Origin of the sequence: Streptomyces sp. SPB162 (assembly GCF_029504575.1) — a bacterium.
In the GTDB taxonomy this organism is placed as follows: Bacteria; Actinomycetota; Actinomycetes; order Streptomycetales; family Streptomycetaceae; genus Actinacidiphila.
The window spans coordinates 3,724,695-3,747,334 of the sequence record NZ_JAQFII010000001.1 but is presented as its reverse complement, the minus strand read 5'-3'; the positions used below and the strand labels follow the sequence as shown (position 1 = coordinate 3,747,334).

Annotated in this window: 17 protein-coding genes and 1 pseudogene; 9 read left to right on the top strand and 9 right to left on the bottom strand. The window is 64.6% G+C overall.

Annotation, left to right across the window (positions count from 1 at the left end; genetic code table 11):
- Nucleotides 1-421: 421 nt before the first annotated feature.
- The 7 genes and pseudogenes from M2266_RS17050 to M2266_RS17020 all read right to left on the bottom strand — a co-directional run.
- Nucleotides 422-3,523: a DEAD/DEAH box helicase family protein gene (locus M2266_RS17050; protein WP_277438960.1), complete on the bottom strand. Its 3,102-nt coding sequence runs from the start codon at nucleotides 3,521-3,523 to the stop codon at nucleotides 422-424.
- Complete coding sequence (locus M2266_RS17045; RefSeq protein WP_277438959.1) at nucleotides 3,524-4,375, bottom strand: DNA methyltransferase; 852 nt, start codon at nucleotides 4,373-4,375, stop codon at nucleotides 3,524-3,526.
- The gene (locus M2266_RS17040; protein WP_277438958.1) at nucleotides 4,330-5,508 is read right to left on the bottom strand and encodes a site-specific DNA-methyltransferase; all 1,179 of its coding nucleotides are present in this window, start codon (nucleotides 5,506-5,508) and stop codon (nucleotides 4,330-4,332) included. Before M2266_RS17040 ends, M2266_RS17045 begins: the two co-directional genes overlap by 46 nt.
- Before the next feature lie 49 nt (nucleotides 5,509-5,557).
- The gene (locus M2266_RS17035) at nucleotides 5,558-6,319 is read right to left on the bottom strand and encodes a DUF4391 domain-containing protein (RefSeq protein WP_277441240.1); all 762 of its coding nucleotides are present in this window, start codon (nucleotides 6,317-6,319) and stop codon (nucleotides 5,558-5,560) included.
- A 5-nt stretch (nucleotides 6,320-6,324) separates the two neighbouring features.
- Nucleotides 6,325-6,498: a hypothetical protein gene (locus M2266_RS17030; protein WP_277438957.1), complete on the bottom strand. Its 174-nt coding sequence runs from the start codon at nucleotides 6,496-6,498 to the stop codon at nucleotides 6,325-6,327.
- Nucleotides 6,499-6,511: 13 nt separating this feature from the next.
- Nucleotides 6,512-9,502, bottom strand: coding sequence for a helicase-related protein (locus M2266_RS17025; RefSeq protein ID WP_277438956.1), 2,991 nt, complete (start codon nucleotides 9,500-9,502; stop codon nucleotides 6,512-6,514).
- Nucleotides 9,503-9,658: 156 nt separating this feature from the next.
- Nucleotides 9,659-9,823 (bottom strand): annotated as a pseudogene (locus tag M2266_RS17020) (IS30 family transposase); the annotation flags it as partial.
- Between the two features lie 104 nt (nucleotides 9,824-9,927).
- On the opposite strand from M2266_RS17020, the gene M2266_RS17015 reads away from it, so the two are divergent.
- Nucleotides 9,928-10,587 carry an HAD family hydrolase gene (locus M2266_RS17015; RefSeq protein WP_277438955.1) on the top strand — a complete coding sequence of 220 codons (660 nt, stop codon included), beginning with the start codon at nucleotides 9,928-9,930 and terminating at the stop codon, nucleotides 10,585-10,587.
- On the opposite strand, the gene M2266_RS17010 is transcribed toward M2266_RS17015, so the two are convergent.
- Nucleotides 10,568-11,842 (bottom strand): transcriptional regulator, encoded by a 1,275-nt coding sequence (locus tag M2266_RS17010; protein ID WP_277438954.1) that lies wholly within the window; start codon nucleotides 11,840-11,842, stop codon nucleotides 10,568-10,570. The two genes, M2266_RS17015 and M2266_RS17010, sit on opposite strands and share 20 nt — an antisense overlap.
- Nucleotides 11,843-12,115: 273 nt before the next feature.
- Here M2266_RS17010 and M2266_RS17005 point away from each other — a divergent pair, with 273 nt between their 5' ends.
- The 8 genes from M2266_RS17005 to M2266_RS16970 all read left to right on the top strand — a co-directional run bounded on the left by M2266_RS17005 (nucleotide 12,116) and on the right by M2266_RS16970 (nucleotide 20,439).
- Entirely contained in the window at nucleotides 12,116-13,009 is an 894-nt protein-coding gene (locus M2266_RS17005; protein ID WP_277438953.1) for an aminoglycoside phosphotransferase family protein, read from the top strand.
- A 79-nt stretch (nucleotides 13,010-13,088) separates the two neighbouring features.
- Nucleotides 13,089-14,339, top strand: a complete 1,251-nt coding sequence (locus tag M2266_RS17000) for a methionine adenosyltransferase (RefSeq protein WP_277438952.1) — start codon at nucleotides 13,089-13,091, stop codon at nucleotides 14,337-14,339.
- The gene (locus tag M2266_RS16995; RefSeq protein ID WP_277438951.1) at nucleotides 14,339-15,265 is read left to right on the top strand and encodes an aminoglycoside phosphotransferase family protein; all 927 of its coding nucleotides are present in this window, start codon (nucleotides 14,339-14,341) and stop codon (nucleotides 15,263-15,265) included. Before M2266_RS17000 ends, M2266_RS16995 begins: the two co-directional genes overlap by 1 nt.
- Nucleotides 15,262-15,978 carry a histidine phosphatase family protein gene (locus tag M2266_RS16990; RefSeq protein WP_277438950.1) on the top strand — a complete coding sequence of 239 codons (717 nt, stop codon included), beginning with the start codon at nucleotides 15,262-15,264 and terminating at the stop codon, nucleotides 15,976-15,978. Before M2266_RS16995 ends, M2266_RS16990 begins: the two co-directional genes overlap by 4 nt.
- Nucleotides 15,971-17,263 carry a serine--tRNA ligase gene (gene serS / locus M2266_RS16985; RefSeq protein ID WP_277438949.1) on the top strand — a complete coding sequence of 431 codons (1,293 nt, stop codon included), beginning with the start codon at nucleotides 15,971-15,973 and terminating at the stop codon, nucleotides 17,261-17,263. Before M2266_RS16990 ends, serS begins: the two co-directional genes overlap by 8 nt.
- A 1-nt stretch (nucleotide 17,264) precedes the next feature.
- Nucleotides 17,265-18,287: a glycosyltransferase gene (locus tag M2266_RS16980; RefSeq protein ID WP_277438948.1), complete on the top strand. Its 1,023-nt coding sequence runs from the start codon at nucleotides 17,265-17,267 to the stop codon at nucleotides 18,285-18,287.
- Between the two features lie 194 nt (nucleotides 18,288-18,481).
- Nucleotides 18,482-19,288, top strand: coding sequence for a hypothetical protein (locus M2266_RS16975; RefSeq protein ID WP_277438947.1), 807 nt, complete (start codon nucleotides 18,482-18,484; stop codon nucleotides 19,286-19,288).
- A gap of 329 nt (nucleotides 19,289-19,617) precedes the next feature.
- Entirely contained in the window at nucleotides 19,618-20,439 is an 822-nt protein-coding gene (locus tag M2266_RS16970) for a DUF317 domain-containing protein (RefSeq protein WP_277438946.1), read from the top strand.
- 128 nt (nucleotides 20,440-20,567) lie between these two features.
- Here M2266_RS16970 and M2266_RS16965 read toward each other — a convergent pair whose 3' ends face one another.
- Nucleotides 20,568-22,598, bottom strand: a complete 2,031-nt coding sequence (locus M2266_RS16965) for an RNaseH domain-containing protein (RefSeq protein ID WP_277438945.1) — start codon at nucleotides 22,596-22,598, stop codon at nucleotides 20,568-20,570.
- Between the last annotated feature and the right edge of the window lie 42 nt (nucleotides 22,599-22,640).

Below are 22,640 nucleotides of genomic sequence, written 5' to 3'. Positions count from 1 at the left end.
GCTGAGTCCCGGCTTGCCCGCCGTGTTCGCCGAGGCCGCTGCGGCGAGCAGGCCGACCCTTCGTCTGGAATGGTTCACACCCACGCCCACGCCTTGTTCTTGCCGGGATGCGACCGGATGAACGTCGGCATTCCCGGGCGATGGACCACGGTGGCATGGGCGTTCGAGCCCGGCATCTACACGGACTTGTCGGTGCGCTGGACGCCACCCGTTTGCTTTGGCCAGGAGGTCGAGTCCCAGGTTCGAGGTGGAAACGCGGAGGCTGTTGCCGGCGCGTTCGCCGAGGCTCGAGCACAGGCTGTGGACCGTGGCAAGTACGGAGACGCGGAGGTCTGACGAGCGAGGTGTTCTGAAGGCAGTACCGGCGCAGGGCGTCGACCGATCTGGCCGAGGCCCTGCGCCGGAAATGAACTGGGTGGGGCTACGGCCGAGTGTCTCGTTCGATTACGGCAGTCGCAGCCTCGATGCCGCTAACGACCTCGTACTCGAGGTCGTTAATCCCGACTCTGTCCTTAACCGTGTCGAAGTGAATTCGTGCGGAGGCGATCTTGTCTTGCTCCATGGGGCGGAGCAGTTCGAGCTCGTTGACGCCCTTAGTTTCGAAGACAATGTAGCGGCTCCCGTCGGCCCGTTCAGCGGTCAGGGCCCAGTCGGGGTTGTAGCTTCCCAGTGGGGTCGGGATCTTGAACGAGGACGGTAGCTTCACGAAGGTCTTGACCTCAGGGCGCTGCAGAAGTGCGAGCGCGAAGTTCTTCTCGGGTTTCGAGTCGACGACCATGTACCGGTAGACGGACTTCTTCTCGAAGGAGACCGCGTTGCCGTCTGCATCGGTGACGATGTTCCCTCCGGGGCCGGTGTACCCGGCGAGGTCGGCTTCGCCAAGCAGGCTGAGCGCGTAACGACGGTCTGCTTCGGGGCGGGAGGAGTCCACCAGCTCGTAGCGCAGTCCCTTCACCAGGAAGGCAGCCTTGGTGATATTGAGTTGGCGGCCTACCTGATCGATGTACGCCTGCGGGTTGTCCCGGAACTGTCCGAGCGTGCCGGAATCGGTGAGGACGTGGGCGAGCGTGGCACGGGTTAGCTGGGTGCGGTCTGCAAGGACGGACAGAATGTCGGGCAGGTCCTCGCTGTCGGCGTAGGTGACGTCCGCACGGCGCGCTGCGGTGGCTTCCGCGGTCAAGCCACTCTGGTCGATGCGCTTCACACGGTGCGTTAGCCACTCGCCTCGACGTTTGGGTACGGGAAGCATGCCCCGCAGCGCCTTGACCATAGAGGCACGCAGGCTGGCTTCATCGACCTCGACGCGGTACTCCGTGCGGTGCTGGATGCGATCCCACAGCTCCTGGAATTCGGGGCTCTTTAGGCGTTCCTGGACGAGGGGCACCGCGATGCGTTCGCCGGCCTTCTTGACGTCCAATGGCTTGGCCAGGCGCTTGATGAGCCCGAGTACTGCCTTGGCCGCGGCGTCCGAGTCAACGGAATCGCCGACAATCTTCGCGAGGTTTGCGTCGCCGCTCTGCACGGCCTGGCGCAGTCCGTCTTGCACTTTTCCCTTTGCGTCGATGTACCCCTCGTAGAACAGGGCTTGGTACAGCAACTGTGCGGCGGCCGAGCCCACGGGGATGACTTCCCCGTTCTCCGCTTTGAAGGACAGGCGCGCGAAGCTGTCCGCGGTGATGACACCGAACTGGATGCCCAGGTCTTCTGCCATCTCGCGCTGGAGGCGGTCGGCGAATTCCTCGTAGGACTCGTTCGCGATCACGGTCAGACGGTTGATTTCGAAGCCGTGCACACGGTTGCCGGACCCGTCCACGCACAGGCGCAGGCCGCGACCGATGGACTGGCGCCGCCACCGCTCGGTGCCCATGTTCCTAAGGACGCAGATTTGGAAGACGTTGGGGTTGTCCCAACCTTCCTGCAGCGCGGAGTGGCTGAAGATGAACCGGAGGGGGGTGCCCGGAGTGGTCAGCCCGACCTTGTCTCGCATGATCTGCTCGTAGGCCAGACTCGCCTGCTGGCGTCCCTTGTCGGTGGTCTCTTTGGTTTCCACCAGTACCTCGGAACCTCCCTTGCGACGGTCCACGGAGAAGTACCCCTGGTGGGCCTCTCTGGCGACGGTGTTGGCAGCGCAGTCGCCCAGCAGGGTGTTGAACTGCGGCTCGGAAGCAATGCGCGCGTACTCCTCCTCGAAGATCCGCACATACTCACCGGGAAGTGCCTCACCGTCAGAGCCGTACTCGCGGTACTTGGCCACAGAGTCGACAAAGAAAAGGCTCAGTACCTTTATATCGCGTCCGTGGATTGCGAACTCCTGCTCCTTGAGCAGGTGCTGTCGGATGGTTTGGGCGATCATCTGGCGGGCACGCTCGCGGACGCTGACCTCGGCGCCGACGCTGTCGCCGACTTTCAGCGGCTGCGCGACGGTGTCGAAGGAGATGCTCTGCTGCCCCTGGGCCGCGTTGATGGCGACCACGGTGAGGTCCTTGTACAGGTCACGGCCGGTCACGTCCGCGAGGTTGCTGCGTGACGTGGTGTCCACGGTGACAGCCTTGCGCTTGATCTCGTTGCCCTGCTCGACGTCCGCTTCGACCCGTGCCGTGAACGCTCCGCCCTTGCCTCGCGTCACTCCGAGCAGTTTGACGTACGGGGTTGTCCCGCTGGCGGAGGTGACCAGGGAGTCGACCTCGATCTGCTTGACCAGCTGCTTTTCGTAGGCGGCGATGGCATCCAAGCGGTAGACGAGGTTGGCCTTGTCGCTCTTGGCGTGGGTGGCTGAGTAGCGCAGGGTGGCTAGAGCGTTGAGGTCTTCCAGTGCGCTGCGACCTGCACCCTTCTTGTTGCCGGTACCGGTGTCGCCGTACACGCTCTGCGGCTCGTCGACGATGATGATCGGGTTCGTGGCCCTGATCAGGTCAGCGGGCATCTCGAAGTCGAGGACCTCGGCCGGCTGGTAGATCTTGTTGGTCTTCTTGTTGATCGCCGCGACGGTGACGATCATGATTTGGATGCTCGACGAGGTGGCGAATGAACGCACGCGGGACAGGTTGCCGCCGTCGAATTGGAAGAAGCTCATCGGCGGGTTGCCGTACAGGGATCCGAAGTGCTCGTGCAGCATCCGGATGGACGTCTCGATACCCTCTTTAATGGCCACCGAGGGCACTACCACCATGAACTTGGTGAACCCATAAAACTGGTGGAGCTCGTAGATGGTGCGCAGGTAGACGTACGTCTTGCCGGTGCCGGTCTCCATCTCGATGGTGAAGTTCATCGAGTCCAGTGACGGCTCTGGAGCCAGACCGGTGTGGTTCTGAATCTCGTGCAGATTGGCCAAGATCGTCTCCGGGTCCAGGCGCAGCATGTTGCCGTAGCCCCGGTCGGAGAACCCCTCGAAGCCGGCGTGGGCGGCCGGGTGGGCGTGCACGGTGAACTGGGAGGCCATGACCTCCTGGCCCCTGAACAGGCCCGTGACCGCGTCGATGGCCTGACGCTGGTAGTCGAGGCCCGCATCGAAGGAAAACTTCATTCAGATGCTCCGCAGCGTGGTGAAGCCGGCCTGCTCGAGGGCAGCGGCGAAGTTGAGCTTGGCGGCAGCGTCGACGAAGCCTGTGTCACGGACGACGACCGTGGTGTCAGCGTCGCCCTGGATTTCGTCGCGCCAGGCCACGAGGGCCTTGGTGACTTCGTTCGCGCGCCCGACCGTGATGTCGGTGCCGAAGTATGCGAACAGCGTGCCAGCGAGGTTGTACAACGTGCTGCCAGCGACCTCACGCGTCTCCAGCGGCGTGGTCAGGTCCACGCCCAGGCGCAGCATCGTCTCGACCAACAGGTCGTCCGTGGTGCGCCCAGTGACGAGGTTGTCCACGGCTCCGAGAAGGTCGAGTTGGTCGGGCGTACCGTCCCACGCCTTCACATTGCTGGATGCGAGGCGGTACGACCGGAATCCGGTGTCGATGTCCGCAGCGTCGAGGGTCCGCTTGGACGCGATCAGGTTACCCGCGCGGCGCAGCCGTTCGCGCGTGATGCCTGCGATGGTGTCGTAGCCGTCTGTACCGACGAATTCATCAAGCTGCACCAGGATATATCGGCGATCGCCGCCGTCAGCAGCATTGAGATCCATGACCGCGTGACCTGTGGACCCAGAGCCCGCGAAGAAGTCGAGGACGAGGGCTTCCGTAGCATTCTGAGTAACAAGTCCGAGCCAGCGCGAAATTACATTGACGTCCTTGGGAAATGGAAACACGTCGGAGTCCAAAAGAGTCTCCAATGAATGCGAAGCACTTGTCCTTTTCCTCTCAAAAACCGATGTCGGAACTACGCCGTCCTCGGAGTCTAGATATGTCTTCCGGTTGATGTACTCAGTGTGATCTTTCCCCACATGATCAGATTGGCGTCGATCTCGCGCTTCATGCGCTCCGGGGAAAACCTCCACCCACTTCCTGGAACCCTCACGGGGAGACCGGTCGTCGGGTGGATGACATCATACCGAGGACCTCCCCCGCCAGGCCAGGAGATGTTATTCTTGCGGAATACTCTGCCGTCCGGTTCAAATTCGTAGAATCTGTTGTTTTCCTTGGCTGGGTGTCCCTCCGGCAGCGACTTAATCCATGCCTTCATGAGCTCAGTCGCCTTCTCCGGCTTACGCCCCGAGTCGATCCATACCTTCTTTGCAGCCTCGCGAATCACGTTATCTGCTGGACGTTCTTCTCGCCAGCGTACACTATTCGCGCTGAGTGAACCCTCGTTCTTTGCGTAAATAAGCATGTAGTCATGGCCGACCGAAACATATCTGGAGTCATTCTTCCGGCCACCTTGCCAAGTAATATTAGCAATAAAATTCTCGGCGCCGAGAACCCGGTCCATCAAGAGTTTGAGGCGCGCATGCTCTGTGTCATCAATGGCGACGATGATGACACCCGTCTCCTTGAGCAAGTGGTGAGCAATGAGAAGGCGCGGGTACATCATCGATAGCCACTTCGTATGCAACGAGGCACCGGCCTTGCGGTCCTGTGCCCGGTCGGACCCCTCGCCGACTTGGAGCACGCCCTCGTCGTCGCGCTGACCGGTTACTGCCTCGTGCTGCGCCTGAGAGGTCGTGCGCTTGTCGTCGTAGACGAAGTCGTTGCCAGTGTTGTAAGGCGGGTCGATGTAGATCACGTCGACCTTGTTGGTATACCCGCGGCGGAGCAGACGCAGAACCTCTAGGTTGTCCCCCTCGATCACGAGGTTGCGAGTGTCGTCCCAGCCCACGGATTCTTCGGGCTTGGGCAGGAACGTCCCCGTCGGAGGGAGGGTGGAAAGTCGCCGGGCCTCGGCCATGCCTGGCCACCGCAGGCCGAAAGCCTCGGCGGTGTTGGGGACGGCATCGTCACCCAGCAGGTCACGCAGCACCTCGACGTCGACGGTGCCGTCGACGACGGCGTCAGGGAAGAACCGGGCCAAAAGATCGATGTTCGACTTTGCCTCGCCGGGGCCGGTCAGGCCGCTGACCGGTTCGAATTCCAGGGTCACAGGAGTGTCTTTCTTCTGCGGAAAGGGGATGGAGTCGGGAGCCGTCTCGTCAGGTGGCGCCGTGGTCGTGATCGGGACTGTAGAGGGTGTCTCTGACACGTTCGACCTGTGCGCGCAATGTCCGTGCCTGGGTGTTGAGTTCGATACGGCGTTGTTGGTTCTTTGCCTGTCTGGCGTCCCGTACGACGGTGGTCAGCTCGATCTCCAGGTCGGTCATCCGTCGGCGGAGCACGATGGCGTCGGCTGCCTGCAGTGTTGTGCTGGCGGGGCGCCCATCGGCTGCGGCCGTGCGTACGAGGTCGCGGTACAGCGCCCACATGTCTGTGTGGTCGAGCCGGTCGAGGTGCAGGGCTCCAGATTTGATCTGCTCGGCGGGCACCACGACGTGCGCGTCGATCACGGAGGTCGACCCGGTGGGGTCCGTGCGACTTACATGGCTGAGTGCCAGAGAAAGCGTCGTGGTGCTGTCAGGCAGGTGGGCAAGCAGCACCACAGGCTTGGCCATGCTGCGGTGAACGAGCTCGGTCACACGGGTGCGGTCGGCCGCTGTTGTCTTGTCTGCCAGTACGACTTCCAAGACTGGGATATCGACGACGGTGCGGTCGGTGTCCTGGTGCTTGGGCACCTGGATGGTCTCCGGTCGCAGAATCCCGACCAGCTGAGCCAAGGTCACGGCCTTGGTGATCAGGCGTGCATCGGCAGGTGCCTGGTCCTCGAACTGAGCGGCGAGCATCTTCTTGGTGATGCGGTGCTGCTGGCGCGCCGCCTCGGGCAAGCCGAGCAGGCTGACACCGTTGTACTCATGGGGCATGTCGGTCACGGGATGACCGCCACCCAGGCGACCACGTCCACGGCTTCCAGGCCGGGCGCGGTGGCGTCCGTGCCCAGCTGGGAGGGGCCTGCGGAGAACAGGGAGGCCACCATGCTCTCCTCGGCCCTGCCGGAAGCCGCTCGGACCGCCACGTCCAGTAGGCCGCGGTAGTGCGTCATGGACTTGCCCGACCTAGTTGTCCTCTCGAATTCCGCGAGGACGGCGATGTCGGGTTCGGAATCGCCCAGGCAGTGGTGGCGCAGGACGTCGAGGGCCAGTTTGGGTTCCTCGATCGCGTGGGCGAGCTTGCCGTCCTCGGTCACATAGGCGAGTACGTACGGGGCTAGCGGATATGCCTTGGAGAAGGTGAAGGCGTCGTCTCGCACGCGCAGGAGGAACACCGCTCCAGGGGCGAGCCCGTCCTCGGCCAGGGGCCTTGTCGAAGCGGGTGACGCCGAACAGGGCCAGGGGCCACCCAGTGATCTCCTGGATCTCCCTGCGGGGGCGTGCGGCGGCGTCCATGCGGAAGTCGGAGAGGGTCAGATCGGTGATGCTCAGGCCGCCGGCGAGGTCTTCCATGGTGGGGGCGCTGTCCTGCATCTGCTGCAGCTGTCTGCGCCGGTAGTCGAGGTCGTTCATGTCACCGGACGTGACGTCCAGGACATTCTCCTCGCCGGTTGCGGAGACATCCAGGAGGGTCATGCGGCTGGACACGCGCTTCTCGAGGTTGATGTAAGCGTCCAGGTCCATGTTGGGCCAGAAGTTGACGAGCTGGACGCTGGTGTTGATAGTACCCAGGCGGTCTACGCGCCCAAAGCGCTGGACGATGCGCACAGGGTTCCAATGGATGTCGTAGTTGATCACTGTGTCGCAGTCCTGAAGGTTTTGGCCTTCGGAGATGGTGTCGGTGGCGATCACGATGTCGATCTGCGGCGAAACCAGGTCGCCGCCTTTGGAGCGTGGTGAGAACACGGTAAGCACGTCGATCATGTGGGTGCGCTTCATCGGGAGGGTGGTCCGGGTGGTCTGCCCGGTGATCAGGGCCACGTGCACACCCAGCTCCTCGATTGCCCAGCGGCCCACATGCTCGTAGAGATAGTTGGCTGTGTCGCTGAACGCGGTGAAAACCAGGGCCTTGCGGTTGCCGTCGTTGGTGGGGTGCTCAACTTTGTTGCGCAGGAACTCCTTGAGCCGGGCCAGCTTGGCGTCGCGGGCGACGTCGACTGCCTTCACCTCGGACAGCAGGGCGGCCACGGTGTCTCGGTCCTGCTGGAGTTCTTGCCTCCACCTGATCCGGTCGATGTCGGCGAGGAACACCTTGACGCTGCCACCCACAGTGTCCTCGAACTGGGGGTCGTCCAGGTCGATGTTCTCCAGGTCGGCGAAGCCGTCGATGGAGTTCCCCTCACTCCCCGTTGCCTCGTAGGTGTCGATGCTGGCGATCGCACTGTCGATGGTGGCGAGGATCTTGGCGAGGGTCTTGCCCAGGGAGTTGACCGAGGACTCCAGACGCTTGAGCAGCCCCACCCGCAGCAGGTGAACCACGTTGTTCTCGCGGTCGGTTTGCTTCCACACGCGCTGACCGCCGGTGCGGACCTTCTGGTCGTACATGGCGGCGTACTTGCTCTCGTGCTTCGTGCTGACGTAGGAGGTGGGTTTGTAGGCCGCCAGGTTCAAGCGCAGGATCGACTGGTTGATCTGCTCCAGCGGGATCATGGTGTTGGTCGTGTCAATGGGCGGGATGAGGTTGATTGGGACCAGTCGGTCGGGGAACTTTCCTACGTCCTTGGTTCCGTAGTACTTCTGGATGTGCTTGCGCGAGCGGGCGATCGTGACCAGGTCCAGCAGGCGGATGTAGTCCATACCGAGTGTGCCGACCAGGGACTTCGTGCTTTGGGTGACCGCAGGCGTGCGCTCCCATTCCTTGAAGCGCTTCTGCGCCTTGACCAGGGTCGCCGCGATGCTCTTGATCCCGTCTGCGGCCAGAGCCTGGTCGTCACCCTCCGTGGCAAACAGGACCTGGTTTTTGAGGTCGGCCAGGCGGGTGTTCACCGGCGTGGCGCTGAGCATGAGGACCTTGGTCTTGACACCACTTTTGAAGACCTCGTTCATGAGGCGTTCGTACCGGGTCATCCGGCCCTTAACCTGCGGGTTGTTGCGGAAGTTGTGGGACTCGTCAATCACGACGAGGTCGTAGTTGCCCCAGTTGGTGTTGGCCAGGTCGATGTCACCGGACAACCCGCTGGTCCGGCTGAGGTCGGTGTGGTTGAGGACGTCGTAGTGGAACCGATCCTCGGCCAGCGGGTTGCGGTTGTCGTTGCCGCGGTAGATGGTCCAGTTCTCCCGCAGCCGCTTGGGTGCCAGGACTAGGACACGGTCGTTGCGCAGCTCGTAATACTTGATTACCGCAAGGGCTTCGAAGGTCTTCCCCAGGCCCACGCTGTCGGCGATTATGCAGCCGTTGTGGCGCTCAAGCTTCTCGATGGCGCCGAGCACACCGTCGCGCTGGAACTTGTAGAGCTTGTTCCACACAGCGGAGTCGTAGAATCCGGTCTTGCCGCGCTCGGCAGTCTCCTCTCCGGCTTCCTCGACGAAGTCCCTGAACAGGGAGGTCAGGACGCGCAGGTAGACGGACTCGGGGGCCCTGTCTTCGCAGAGAGCCTTGGCAGCGGTGAGGAACTCCTCCTGGATGGAGCCGGTGGTCGCATCGTCGCACCACATGCGCTCGAAGTTGACGACGGTCTGTGCCACTTTGTCTTCGTCTGTGGTCTCCAGGGGGAAATACAGATCCTGGGATGCCACGAGGCCAAGGCTCTCTGCCTCGAGACCCACGCCGTCGACTACATAGGGGAACGGGCCGTCGACGCTCGTCCAAGTGCCGCGAGTGCGCCGTTTGAGTGTTCTTGCCCGGAGGTGTTCTTCGGCCCAGACCACGAACGCATGGGCGATGCGGTGCTGGTCCAGCCGTGCACGCTTGAGGTTCTCCTCCTCAAGCCCGTTGAGGGGGAACTCTTCGAGGCTGTGGCCGTGCAGGAGCAGACGCAGTTCGACGTCGGTCAGCTCGTCCTGGAGCGCCTCGTAGACAAAGAGGGAGAACGACTCCGACAGTGAGTCCAGGCGGGTGGCGCCGGTCAGGTGTTTGCGCAACCGGTCGATCGCATGGCCTGCGTCGCTGGGGACCATGAAATTGAACCTCCGGAGTGGGCATGGATCCATTGCTGCTCGGGGCGTGAGCCGTGCTGATGCTATGACGCTCTTGCGCCGGGACGGGGGTCTATCAACCGTTGACTGAGGTACCTGTACTCGGTGATGGCAGCCGGTGGAACCAGTGTCGCTGGTCAGTTGCTCGGCGAAGACTTCTGCGGGGGTGCGGTAGCCCAGGATACGTTGGGGGCGGGCGTTGAGTTCCTCGGCCACGGCCTGGAGGTAGGGGGCGTGAGCGGTGATCTCGGTGCCCTTGGGGAAATACTGCCGCAACAGGCGGTTGGTGTTCTCGTTCGTGCCAAGCTGGCCTGACCGCCCTGGTCCGCGGTCCCATGGTCTGCGATCAGCAGCGTTCTGGAGGAGGAACTGCCAGCCAACCTGCGCCCGGAGGTAACCTGCGGAACATGATTCGTGCGGTGGTGTTCGACGTGGGCGAGTGTCTTATTGACGAGACCCGGGAGTACGGGACCTGGGCGGACTGGCTGGGGGTGCCGCGGCATACCTTCGCGGCAATGTTCGGAGCGGTCATCGCGCAGGGGCGCGACTATCGCGAGACGTTTCAGGAGTTCCGGCCGGAGTTCGACCTTACCGAAGAGCGCGAGAAGCGTGCGGCGGCCGGGAAGCCGGAATGGTTCGGCGAAGATGATCTGTATCCGGACGTGCGGCCCACGCTGGCCGCACTGCGGGAGGCTGGGCTGTGGGTGGGCATCGCCGGGAATCAGACCGTGCGGGCCGGCGGCCTGCTACGGGGGCTGGACCTTCCCTCCGACCTGATTGCCACCAGTGACGACTGGGGAGCGTCGAAGCCGGACGTGAAGTTCTTCGAGCACGTAATCGAGGCAACGCCTGCCGAGCCGGGCGAGATCCTGTACGTCGGTGACAGGCTCGACAACGACATCCGCCCGGCCGTTCAGGCGCGGCTTCTGACGGCCTTGATTCGGCGCGGGCCCTGGGGCACGATTCAGCAGCGTGATCCGGATGCGGACTCGATCACTACGATGCGCATCGACTCGCTCGCGGAGTTGCCGGAGAAGATCGCCAAGTTCAACGCTGAAGAGCGCTGATCGTCGTGCCCCAGTCGTAGAGACGATCGTCCAGGTCCCGGACGCACTGCTCGTTCTGCCACGGAGCGAGCGTGCGCCGGACCTCGCGGATGCGGTCCATACCCGTGGCGTACCAGGTGATGGCGAGCTGGTCGAGGGCTTGGACGGCGTACCGGCATGCCGCCTCCGGGTGGCTGTCCGCAGCTTCAACCGCTGCGAGATCGCCGAGGACGACGGTGCGCTGCTTGTCCGACTCGGGTGGCAGGTAGTCGAGAACCTCCTGAAGGGTCTGGCGGGCTTGTGGCAGGTGGTCGGCCTTCAGCTGCGTGTTCCCTTTAAAGGCGGACAGGCGCACTGGGCTGAACCAGTCCAGCCAGGCAGGGGTGGGGTGTGCGGAGCCTGAGGAGAGGGTGTCCTCGGCGTGTCGGATCAGGCGGAGCGCGGCACGAGGATCACCGCAGCGGGTCTCGCATTCCGCCTCCACGGCATCCAGCCATGCCCAGAGTTCCGCGGAGGCGTCTCCGCGCCGGGCGTAGGTACGGGCGGCCATCATGCGCTCGATCGCCGCTTCCCTGTCATCGGTCCAGCCAGGGATGAAGGCCATGTGCGCGAGGATGGCCGATCCGAGAATCGGGTCATCCGCTTCGCCCGCCGCTTGCAAGGCTCGCAAGAGGGTTTCCGAAGCTTGGTCGGGCTGGCGTAGGTCGAAGAACTCGATGCGGCCGACAAGCAGGTAGGACTCGGCGAGTGCGCTGGCGAGCGTTCGGCGGACAGGGTTCGCCGTCTCCGGCAGGAGAGCGCATCCGAGACGGGCGTGCTCCAGGACCGCAGGGTGCAGGATGGCGGGGGCCACGGACCAATAGAGGTGCCGATGAGAACGAGTGACCGCCTCGAAGTCCGCGCCTACAGTGGCTGGTTGCCTCGCGGCGCCTGCCTGGGCCGGGACAGAAGCTAGCCGCGCTCCAGCCAAAGGCGCACGCGGGGTGTCTCGGGCCGTCGTGGCCGCGTGGCGCTTCTCCATCCCCCATGGCGGGGTGAATCCCAAGTCCTCCATGCTCTGGCCCAGGAGGTGGGTCAGGACTCGGTGGGCGTCAGGCTGTGGCCAGGGTGGTGTGGCGGATTCCCAGCGGCGGATCTGACGGACACCGACAGCGAGACCTCTTATGCCCAGCTTGGGTGCCGTCTTGGTGATGGCGTCGGCCAGGGCCTGTTGAGAGGTGTATCCGGCAGCCAGGCGGGCGGCCTTGAGTCTGGTATTGCCTGCGGGACGGGACATGGATCTCCTCCAGGACGAACTCTCGTCAGAGAGTGACATGCGATGTCCCCGTAGCGGCGCAAAATTGTCCTGGGTAGGGCAACAAAGCCCTTTAGAAGTCCTTGTGATGACCTGTCAGAGCCCTCGAACAGGACCTGGCGAACCCAGATGATGGCATCTCCCGGGTCCAGCGCCGCCGCGTAGACAGGAGTTGGGCCTGCTCAACGCAAGCACGACGTCAGGACTGACGGCCAGATTGCTTGCCCTGGGAATCGACAGGATGGAGGTGAGAAGGTGCGCAGCACGAAGACGGCAGAGCCGTGGGTCGAGCATGGTCTTGGTCCATTCGGCCCGGCGTTCTGCAAGCCGCACAGCAGAACGCGGTACGCGACTGACGGCAGTGCATTGCTGAAGGTCTACGTGGGCATCGACCCCGAAGGCCGGCGCCAGCGCGAGGCCGCGACGGTCGAGCGCGCCGCCCGCCAGGGAATCTCGGTCCCGGCCGTCCTGGCCACGGGAAAGGGCAACGCCGGGTCTTGGACGGCCTTCGGGAAATTGCCTGGGCTGCCTTGTTCGATAGGTACGCGCACGGCGATCGAGGAGTACGTCGGTCACGTCGTGGCCGTGAGCGGCAGGCTGCATCGGCCTGGTGCAGGCATCACTCCTGGCCCAGGTTGGGGTGCGGAGCGGGCCGGCTTCACTTCCCCGCGTGAGTTCCTGCTTGATCAGCTCTCTTCTCGCTGCCAGCGGCTGCCTTGGTGGCCGGTGCTGAATAGAGCTCTCCGGTCGATCGATTCATATTCGGTCGTTCACCTCCACGGTGATCTCAAGCCCGAGCACCTCCTTGTCGACGGCGAAAGCCTGCACATCGTGGACTGGGAAGCCAGCGCCTGCGGTCCAGCCGTCCTCGACTACACCGACGTGGTCTTCCACCTCGTACGCGACCTGCTGTACGAGGGTGTCCGGCCCTGGCGTATCCCGGTTGATCTCGTGACCTGGTTGCCGTTCAGCGGGCCGGTTCTCACCTGGCGCCTGCTTCTTTGGCTCGATCGCCGTCGGGCCCAGGACATCGACCTCGTTACCACCCGCGCCGTCTACGAACTCGCTGCCGAAGAACATGCCGCTTCCGCGTACGGGTCGCTCGCCCAGGCCGTCGCGCTCCTCCGCGCTGCCGGCGTTCCTCGCTGAATCCCTTTTTCACCGCTCGTCCAGGCGTGCTGACGCCTGCGCCCATCCTCTTCTGTCCACCCTTGAAAGGGAGTTCGCGATGCCTCGTACCAGCACGATCCTCGGCAACAGCCACCTCGTCATCGACACCGGCATGACCACACCGGGCGCGACGACCATTGTGGAGCGCAAGGGCCTCGGTCATCCGGACACCCTGGCCGACCACCTCGCGGAGCGGCTGTCGCGTGCTTACAGCCGTTACACGGTCGACCACTTCGGCGCCGTGCTCCACCACAACTTCGACAAGCTCGCCCTCCTCGGCGGAGCCAGCGAAGTCCGATACGGGGGAGGCCGGATGACTTCTCCTGTGCGGGTCCTGGTCAACGGACGAGCCGCGCCGATGTGCGGGGGCGATTCCATCCCGGTCACAGAGATCGTCGAGGCGGAAGTGAGGTCCTTCTTCGCCGCTCGGCTTCCCGAAGTCTCGGACAGTCTCGACATCGTCTTCAATATCACCAGCAATTCCAGCCCGGGGGCGGTGCTCACCAGTGACGAGCTACCGGACCGGACCCGGTGGTTCAGCCCGCGCTCCATCGATGACCTCCGCGAGCGGCGCGTGAGGCTCTCGAACGACACCTCTCTTGGTACCGGCTGGGCGCCGGAGAACTCCTTCGAGTCGTTCGTGAGGGAGCTGGTCAACCACTTCTCCGGCGAGAGCGATTTCACCCGAGCTCACGCCTGGTGCGGTTCGGACGTGAAGCTCATGGGCTACTGGGATGGCGAGCGTGCGGATGTCGTGCTGTGTGTCCCGCAGAAGTCCCGCCGGGTCGGCAGCCGAGGGCAGTACGTCCGCAACGCGGAGTCCGTACTGGCCGAGTGCCATCGCCTGGCTGGCGTTCGCCTGCCTGGTGCCGAAGCTCGTTTCCGGCTGAACGCCCGTGATGTCCCGGACAAGGACGAGCTGTACCTCACCTACACGGGCAGCTCCATCGAGTCCGGTGACGAGGGCGTCGTCGGTCGGGGTAACCGCGTCAATGGGCTGATCACGCCGCTGCGCCCGATGAATCTGGAGGGGGCGAACGGCAAGAACCCCGTCTACCACGTCGGCAAGCTGTACAACATCGCCGCTCAACGGCTCGCCTTCCGACTCCACGAGGCGACCGCGGGCTACGCGGAGGTGCACCTGGTCAGCACCACGGGCCAGCGCCTCGACGAGCCCTGGCGCATCCTCGTCCGTCTCTCCGCTGCCGACGCCGAGATCGACAAGGTGCAGGCCCTGGTCGCGGAGATTCTCACCGAGTTCCCGGCTCTCACAGACGAGCTGGTCTCCGGCGGAATCGTGCTGAGTTGATGACGATGCGGTCGTTCGGCGATATCCCCTCGGGCTGTCGGCAGCGCCTGCTCGCTCATTACGGCCTCGGAGTTCAAGGCTGGCTCGACACAGCGCCTGATCTCTTAGCCACGGCTGCGCAACGCTGGAAGCTCTCGCTCAGAGGCTACGTCGACTCCGGACACGCCTCGGTGATCGCGGTGGCGACCGACCTCGACGAGCGTCCACTTGTCCTCAAAGCTTGGGCCGATCCCGACCGGTACCACCACGAAGTAGACGCTCTACGTTTGTGGGCCGGTGGACCCACGGCCGATGTCCTCGAAGTTGCGGACGATCTCGCAGTGGCCGCCCTCGAACTCGTCGGAGGCCGGCCTGGGGGTGCGGACCGACCACCCCGTGAGACACAGATGGTCGCCGCCGCCCTTCAGGGCCTGCACATCGTCGGGCGGCGCAGGAACCTACCGAACCGTTTTCCCCGGCTGGCCGGCTACCTCCATGGGGAAATCCTCCCCCGGATCCGCAGGCGGGCGCACGCCCTCGACGTCGGCCGGTGGAGCCCTCTCATTGACGCCACGCTTCCATCTCTCGCCGACCTTGAGGAAGACCCGGGCCGGACGACGGTCCTGCACGCGGACCTGTATCGGGAGAACGTTCCCTTCGACTGGCTGGCGCGCCCGCGCTTGATTGACCCGTTGCCCATGCTGGGCGACCCGGCCTTCGACTGGGCGTTCTGGACCGTCTACTACGACCTCGGCCACGGGACCAGCGGTCGGCTCACAGCTGCTTCGCGCGTATCCCGGATCCCTGTACCCGTACTCGCACGGTGGTGCCGCCTGCTCGCCCTTGACGGTCTCCTCTTCTACGCGGAGACCGGCGATCCGAGAGCGCCGCGGATGACGGAAGTGCTCTCCGACCTCTCGGCATCGACTCGACGGAGCGGAACGTGATCTCCTACATCGTTCGCCATGGCCAGACGAACTACAGCAAGCGGTACCTCGTCAATGGCGACCCGGCCAAGCCCATCCAGCTCAACGATGAAGGTCGGCAGTCCTTGAGCCGTGCCTGGGCGACCCTGCCTCTGCATGCCGTGGCGACGTGGCTGGCCAGCGAATTCCCACGAGCCCAGCAGACGGCATTCCTGCTGATGGGCGTTCCGGCGGCCGAACTGGTCGTCGACGCCCGGTTGAATGAACTCGACTACGGGAAATTCGAGAGCAGCCCGTTTCTGGAATATGCGGTATGGCTCGACAGCCAGGGCGCGAGCCGACGTCCACCCGGCGCCACGGAATCGCAGAGCGAGGGCATCCGCAGGATGCTCTCAGGGGTCCTCGCCGCCTTGAATCACCCTGGCCCCCGTGTACTCGTCAGCCACGGGCTGCTGGTCTCTGTATTGCTATGGCACCAGAGCCGCTCTGCGAACGACCGGATGCCGTTGTTCTTCCCGGAGGCTCCATACGTCGAGCCGGTCGCCATACCCGACGACGAGCTCCCGATCCTGATCACGACGCTGCTGGACGATCTTGACGCGAGCGCTCACCAAGAACCTGCCGGCGACGGTGATGCGACGATATTGCGGATCAGCGGGGGCTCGACGGTTGCTACCGTCGATTCTGCATCCCCACCCCGCTCGCTGGATAAAAAGGATCTTCCTCATGCATGATGCCCGCGCCCTCATTGAGATGGGTGCCGAAGCGGTTCGTCGGCTCGCTCGTCGCGGTTACTCCCTGGACCTGTCCCGGCTGGAAGACCTCCAGTCGCGGCGCAACCAGAGCATCCGCTCAGCCGACGAGCTGCGGGCGGAGGCCAAGCGGGTGGCAAGCGAAGTCCAGCAGACGGCCAAGCAGGGCGGTGATATCTCCAAGCTGAAGGAGCGCGCCCGCGAGCTCAAGGACCAGGTCCGCGAGATTGAGGCCGGCCAGGAGCAGAGCCAGGAAGAGCTGCGCGATCTGCTGCTCAGCATCCCGAACCTGCCCGACGACTCGGCCCCGGACGGCGACTCTGACGAGTTCGCGGTCGAGGTCCGGCGCGTCGGCACCCCGCCGTCCTTCCTCTTCGAGCCGAAGGACCACGTCGACCTCGGTGAGAGCACCGGCATCCTCGACTTCGGCCGGGCGACGAAGCTGTCGGGCCCCCGGTTCGTGGTCTCCCGTGGTGCGGGCGCCGCCCTGGAACGGGCACTGGCGACCCTCTTCCTCGACATCCACACCCGCCGCCACGGATACGTCGAGCATGCAGTCCCCTACCTGGTCACGCGCAAGACGATGACCGGCACCGGGCAGCTGCCGAAGTTCGAGGAGGACCTGTTCAAGACCGGTGTGGCCGACCGCGAACTGTTCCTGATCCCGACCGCCGAAGTACCGCTGACCAACCTCTACGCCGACGAGATCATCCCGCCGGCCGAGCTGCCCATGGCCCTCACCGCGCACACGCCGTGCTTCCGCTCCGAGGCCGGCTCCTACGGCCGTGACACCCGGGGCCTCATCCGGCAGCACCAGTTCGCCAAGGTCGAGATCGTCCGGATGGTCGACCCCGCGGACGCCGACGCCACGCTGGACACGATGGTCGGCCACGCCGAGGCGTGCCTGAAGGAGCTCGGCCTCGCCTACCGCGTCGTCAAGCTGGCCGCAGGCGATACAGGCTTCTCCGCCCAGCTCACTTACGACATCGAGGTCTGGATCCCCAGCCAGAACACCTACCGGGAGATCTCCTCGATCTCGAACTTCGGCACCTTCCAGGCCCGCCGCGCGAACATCCGCACCCGAGGCGAGGACGGCAAGCCCAAGCTCGTCGCCACGCTCAACGGCTCCGGCCTCCCCATCGGCCGCACCGTGGCCGCGCTCCTCGAACAGTGCCAGCAGCAGGACGGCTCCCTCGTCCTTCCCGAATCTCTCTTCCCGTACCTCGGCTTCCGCCGTATCTCGGCGGACGGAACACCGGAGGCATAAGATGCTCGTCGGCGTCTGCGACTTCCCTGGTAGCTACGCCTTTCCACCCGCCGGGTACGGCGGGATCGAACGATGGCTGTGGGCGGTCGCCGTAGGCGCCCGTGTCGCAGGCGCCGACGTACACCTCCTCGGGCCGGGCTGGCTCGCGGACCTGGAGCCCGACTGGGTCCGTAAGCCGGACCGCCTGGAAGACATCACCGCAGGATCACTCGCCGAGCGCGAGCTGCGGAGCGCCGGATACGACCTCCTGGTCGTGGGGCACGAGTACCCCTCGCTGCCCGCCTGGACCCGCACCTGGAACGCGCTGGAATGCGACGTCGCCACGTTCCAGCACTCACCCGTCTTCCACCACACCAGCACCGCCTTCGACGGCAGGCGGTCACGCCTCTACTGCTACTCGCCCGAGATGATCGAGCGGTACGCGGACTACCAGCCTGCGCCTGAACTTGCTGTCCACCTCGGCCTGGACGAGGACGAACCTCCGGCTGTGGCCGGCAGCGACCTCGTGTGGCTCGGCCGCATAGATGAGGAGAAGGCTCCGCACATCGCCGTCCGCGCCGCCCAGATGCTCGGCCGCCGAATACAGATCGTCGGGCCCGTCTTTGATGAGGCGTACGTGCGACACCACGAGCGCCTCTTCAGTGCGAGCCACGTGAAATGGGTGGGCGAGCTCGGCGGCCCCGCCAAGACCGCCGCTATCCGCGATGCCTCCGTCTTCGTCTACACCTACGCCCGGACGTATGTGGAGGCTGGCGCCGCAGTCTTCGGCGAGTCCCTCCGTGCCGGCACTCCCATGGCCGCGCTCACGTGGCGCGGGGGAACATGCGCCGAGGCGGCCCTGTGCGATCAGACCGGGGTGATCACGGTGGGCGACCCCAACCTGGACGATGAGATGGCCGCAGGACTTCTCGCTCGGGCGATCGAAGAAGCCGAGGACCTTGACCACACGCAGGTCCAGGAAATCGGGATGCAACGCTTCGATCCAGCCCGCCACTTCACGGCGATGTCGACACGGCCATGCTGACGGACAGGACTCGGGAACACGTGCTCGGGGAGTCATCCTCACGGGGGAACCAAATACCTGCCGTGCTGCGACAAGTGCTCGGGCCACAATGGGAGTTCACTTCTTCTGCCGGTCGGATCAGGATCGAGCACGCACACAGAGGCTCTCCGTACTGCCCGCCTCGCCGCCCCCCGTCGTGGGAGGAGCTGCTGGCGGTGCTGAAGGCGGGTTTCGCGGCGCAGGGCGTCCCGCAGGCCGCCTGTCTGCCCCTTCGGTGGGGCCGGGAGACCGAGCTGATGATCTCGGCTGTCCAAGCCCTTGACCCCCTCCTCAAGGACGGTCGCCCACTGACGTACCGCAGCGGCTTCCTGCCCCAACCTGTCGTCCGCTTCACCGGGCGGCGTGACGCGTCGGGGGACCTCCAGGCCGGCTTTCTGACCTCATTCGTCAACGTCTCCCAAGTCCAGCCGATCCAGTGCCTGGACGAGTTCGGGACGATCTTGGACGGCTGGCTCAGCGTGCTGTCGAGTTTGGGCTTCCACGCGCGCCACATCAGCGTTCACGGCAAGCTCTTGGCCTGGCACCGCCGGCAAGTCGTGGGTATCACTCTTCGCTTCGACCACCTCGACCTGCCTCTCGGCGACATCGTTCTCCTGTGGAACGCCGACAACCCTGAGCGCATGGCGGTAGACCTCGGCACCGGGCTGGAACGTCTGGCCTGGGCGCTGACGCGGCTTGAGTGGGTGGACCTCGTCTTCGGCAGGTTCGCGACCCATGTGCCACCGGCGACACTCGACGCCGTCCGCACGGCCACTCTTCTTCTCGCGCACGGCGTCAGCCCCGCCGCGCGAGGGGCCGGCGGGATCACTCGCCGGGTCATCGGAGCGATCGACCCTGCTGTGGCGAGGTTGGGCGTCAGCTCCCTGGTGCGTGCGTCCTACCGCTATTGGCGCCTTTTCGGCGAGCCGAATGTTCCATGGCCGGCGGTGGCCATGGCGATTGAGGAGGAGTTGGACAGCTGAAGAGAATTCCGAAATGAAGTGAGCGCCTGCCAGGGCGGCCCTGTTGTAGCTCTCGTGGCTCATGCCGGGATCTGTCTGCAGTTTCGTATATCCAGGGCAGGTGCGTGATCGCGGCGCAACGGCCGCTCTCGGACCGGTATCGAACCACCTCTGAATAGCCATCGACTGCCGAGCTCTTCGGAAGCGAGGAGTTCGCTGGAGGCAGACAAGGAAGAGCGCAGAAAGACTGGCCACATGGGATAAGGCATGTCAAGGTAAACGACCTCCCAGAGATCTTCAGGCCGCCTTCGCTCGCTGCGTCGGTGGTCGATGGGCCCATTTCAATTTGCATGGAGGCGTTCCTGAATCCGCATTTCCCGTTCGATCCGTCCCTCGCGACCGGCGTCCTTCCCACGTACTGGGCCGGCCCCCGACACCTGGCCGGTGACGACGGTCGTCCCTACGATGCCGTCGCGGACAACCTTGCCGGCTTTGGCTGGACGAGCCTGACAGTCGTTCGAGGGCGGCGTGAGCTCGATGAGCCGCTGGAGGACCTTCAGGTGCTGCGCAGCACGGTCCTGCACATCAGTCCCGATGCTCTTCGGTGGGCGCAGTGGGTGTTGCCGGACGAGCCGTTCTACCTCGGTGGGCTGCCGATCGCGTGGCAGGTCTCTGCCCGCTCGGACGCGAGCAGCCCTCTCGCGAACTGGTCCGCCTACTTCACCCGTGACGTCCCGGGTGAAATCATCGCCGATTTTCTCCTCGCACTCGACGCATGCGGCCAGCCCACTCTTGCGTCCGCCGGACCCGGGGTGGTCCTCGATGCGGTCACCGCGCACGGCTGGTTCCGCGACGCAGAACAGCCCCAGACGGCGGCAATGCACCCCACCTTCACTGCTCGCATCAGTCTCGGCGAGGTGCCGCCCTTCATCCAGGACGCCGACCCCCGCGCACTGACAGCCGAGGTGAAGGAGCAGGAGGCTATGGGCTGGCAGGCGTGGGCCGAGCCAGCCATGGGGACCCCGTATCTGTGGGCTGCTTCATTCAGCGCCAGCGTGCCGCACAGTTTGGTCGCCGCGTTTGCCACCTCGCTCAGCTCCACCGCACCGGTGCTGCGCCGAGTATTGCCAGAGAGCACGCGGGATCAGCTCCTATGGGCCCCTTCCAGCTGAGCGTCCCCGCTCCGTGTGACTCGGGTGGTTGGTCACGGCTGGCCTTCGAGACCGAAGGTCTCGAAGGCCAGCCGTGCAGCCGGGTCTTGACACGAAGGAACGCTGGAGCCTCGGCTGATGCTGACGTTCTACGACTCAGTGCCGCGGGCCTCCTTCAGAATGTCGATACTCTCGCGGTCCTTCGGCTCGGAACGTCGGTACTGGGGGTGGCCAAGGTCCATTTGAAGTGCGGCGTGGAGCGGGGCGGGGTATCGCGTCCGGTCTGACCAGGAGAGCGCCTGGTGGCTGAGCCGTGCCGCGGCAACCGCGAGAGCTTCTCGGTCATAGCCGTCCCGCGTGTGCATCGGGGTGATCTCCCGCGTGGTCATGCTGTACCACGGCGAGTTGAGTTCGTTCTCCTTACGTTCGTCGGCGTTCTTCGATGCCTTTCCGGGTTTGGCCCGCCAGCGGGTCTTCCACTGCCCGAGGCGCTTCTTGCCGTAGTTACGGGGTTCGGTGAACAGGAACCACGGGTGGCCTTCGGGTCGGTCCTCCGAGTAGTACAGGTCACTCGAGGTCTTGAGCGTGACGGTCTTGCCGTTCTTCTGCTTCTCGGTGACGGCGACGAGGCGGGGCATCTCTGCCTGCGCGCAGTTCATGCGAATGATGCTGACAGGGTTCCAGGACTGGGGTAGTCCGCTTGCGGGAAGCCAAAGTCGCGGATCATCCGGGTCCTTTCCGAGGCCCTGCTTGTTGTTGTGAAGGCCGGGCCATACGCGGCGACTCGCGTGGCCATCGATCATCAAGGCGTAGGGCAGGCCGTCAAGTTCGTCGTGGAGTTCCTGGAGTGCGGTGCGGACGTCGTCGCCGGCCTGCGCCCAGCGTTGAAAGTCGCTGTCCCCGTTCTCAGTGTGAAGAGGGTAGTTGGCGGCGTGGAAGTTGCTCTGTGCGAGGGCGTAGTGCTCCCACTTCGGGTGGATGTTGCTCCAGCCGATCACGCGCCAGGGGCCGCCGGGTTCGGGGGACGGAATGATTGCGCTGGCGGTGATGATCCTTTTGGGTGCGCCCTTGTACTTGTTGTCCGTGGCCTGTTTGCGAATGTGGATGCCGCAGAACGCCATACGGGGTAGCGGGTAGGGATCGTCGTCGGGGTAGAGGGCCCGCTCGAAGCGGTCGTCGACGACGCCACAGGAACGGTAGAGGTCCAGCACCCCCATGTGGACGCGGTGGTCTTCGAAGGCTTTCGCGGGCTTCTTGATGATGCTGAAGGTCTTGGTGAAGGAGTCGTACTCGCGGCCGACGAGAAACTGGGATGGGACTGCGGCCTTGGCGAGCTCCCGCACGACCTGGTGCTTGGCATCGTTCTCCGCAAGCGCGGCTTTCACCTCGGCGGACTTCATGCCTTCGTGCTCCTCGCCGCGCACGGGGATCTCCGTTTCACACCAGGCGGCGAGGAGTACCCCGGGTTCTGCAAACTTACCGATGATCGCCTGGACGTCGGCGGTGCGCTGAGTGCCGGGGCCGTGCTCCAGCAGGGCTTCGGCGTTGCAGAAGACGGCTTCGATGCCGTCTGCGAGCGGGAAGGTGTCCTCTCCACCGGGTTTCGGATCGATGTCGTGGGGCTCGATACCGTAGGGGTGCGCGAGGCCGTGGATCATCCGGGTGAGGGTCTCGTCCCGGTACCACAGGCACAGGATACGGAGCTTCTTGTACCCGGCTGCCTGGATGGAACGGCGGATGCCTTCGGAGGAGGGCTTGCCGATGAGGTCGACGTACTCACCGTCGTCCTTCTTCTGCTTCTTGTCCTTTGCCTGGGTGGCCGAGGCGGGCTCGTGGGAACGCTTACCGAAAACATTCCCCTTCGATTTGAGGTCGAGCAGGGAGACCGTGTCGCCGCAGGTGCGCTGGACGTGGTCCCGCAACAACGTGAGGTGGTAGATGCCGGCGCCGGTTCCGACGGCGAAGGAGTCGGTCTTGGGCATGGTGGGCCTGATCGCTCCAGGCGGCGGCGTGAGGATGTCGATCCTCTTACCGTTTTCGTCCTTGGCATTCAGTCGGTTGCGCTCGTCGGTGACGCGTTCCTCGATGGCGGTGAGCGATGCCCGGTCGGCGTCCATCTTCGCCAGGATTTCCAACGCGTGCTTGTTGGTCTGCCGCAGGCCGCGCCCATCCAGGGACACTGAGGTTCCCCCGGGATGCGGAAGAGGTTGACCGAGGGTCAG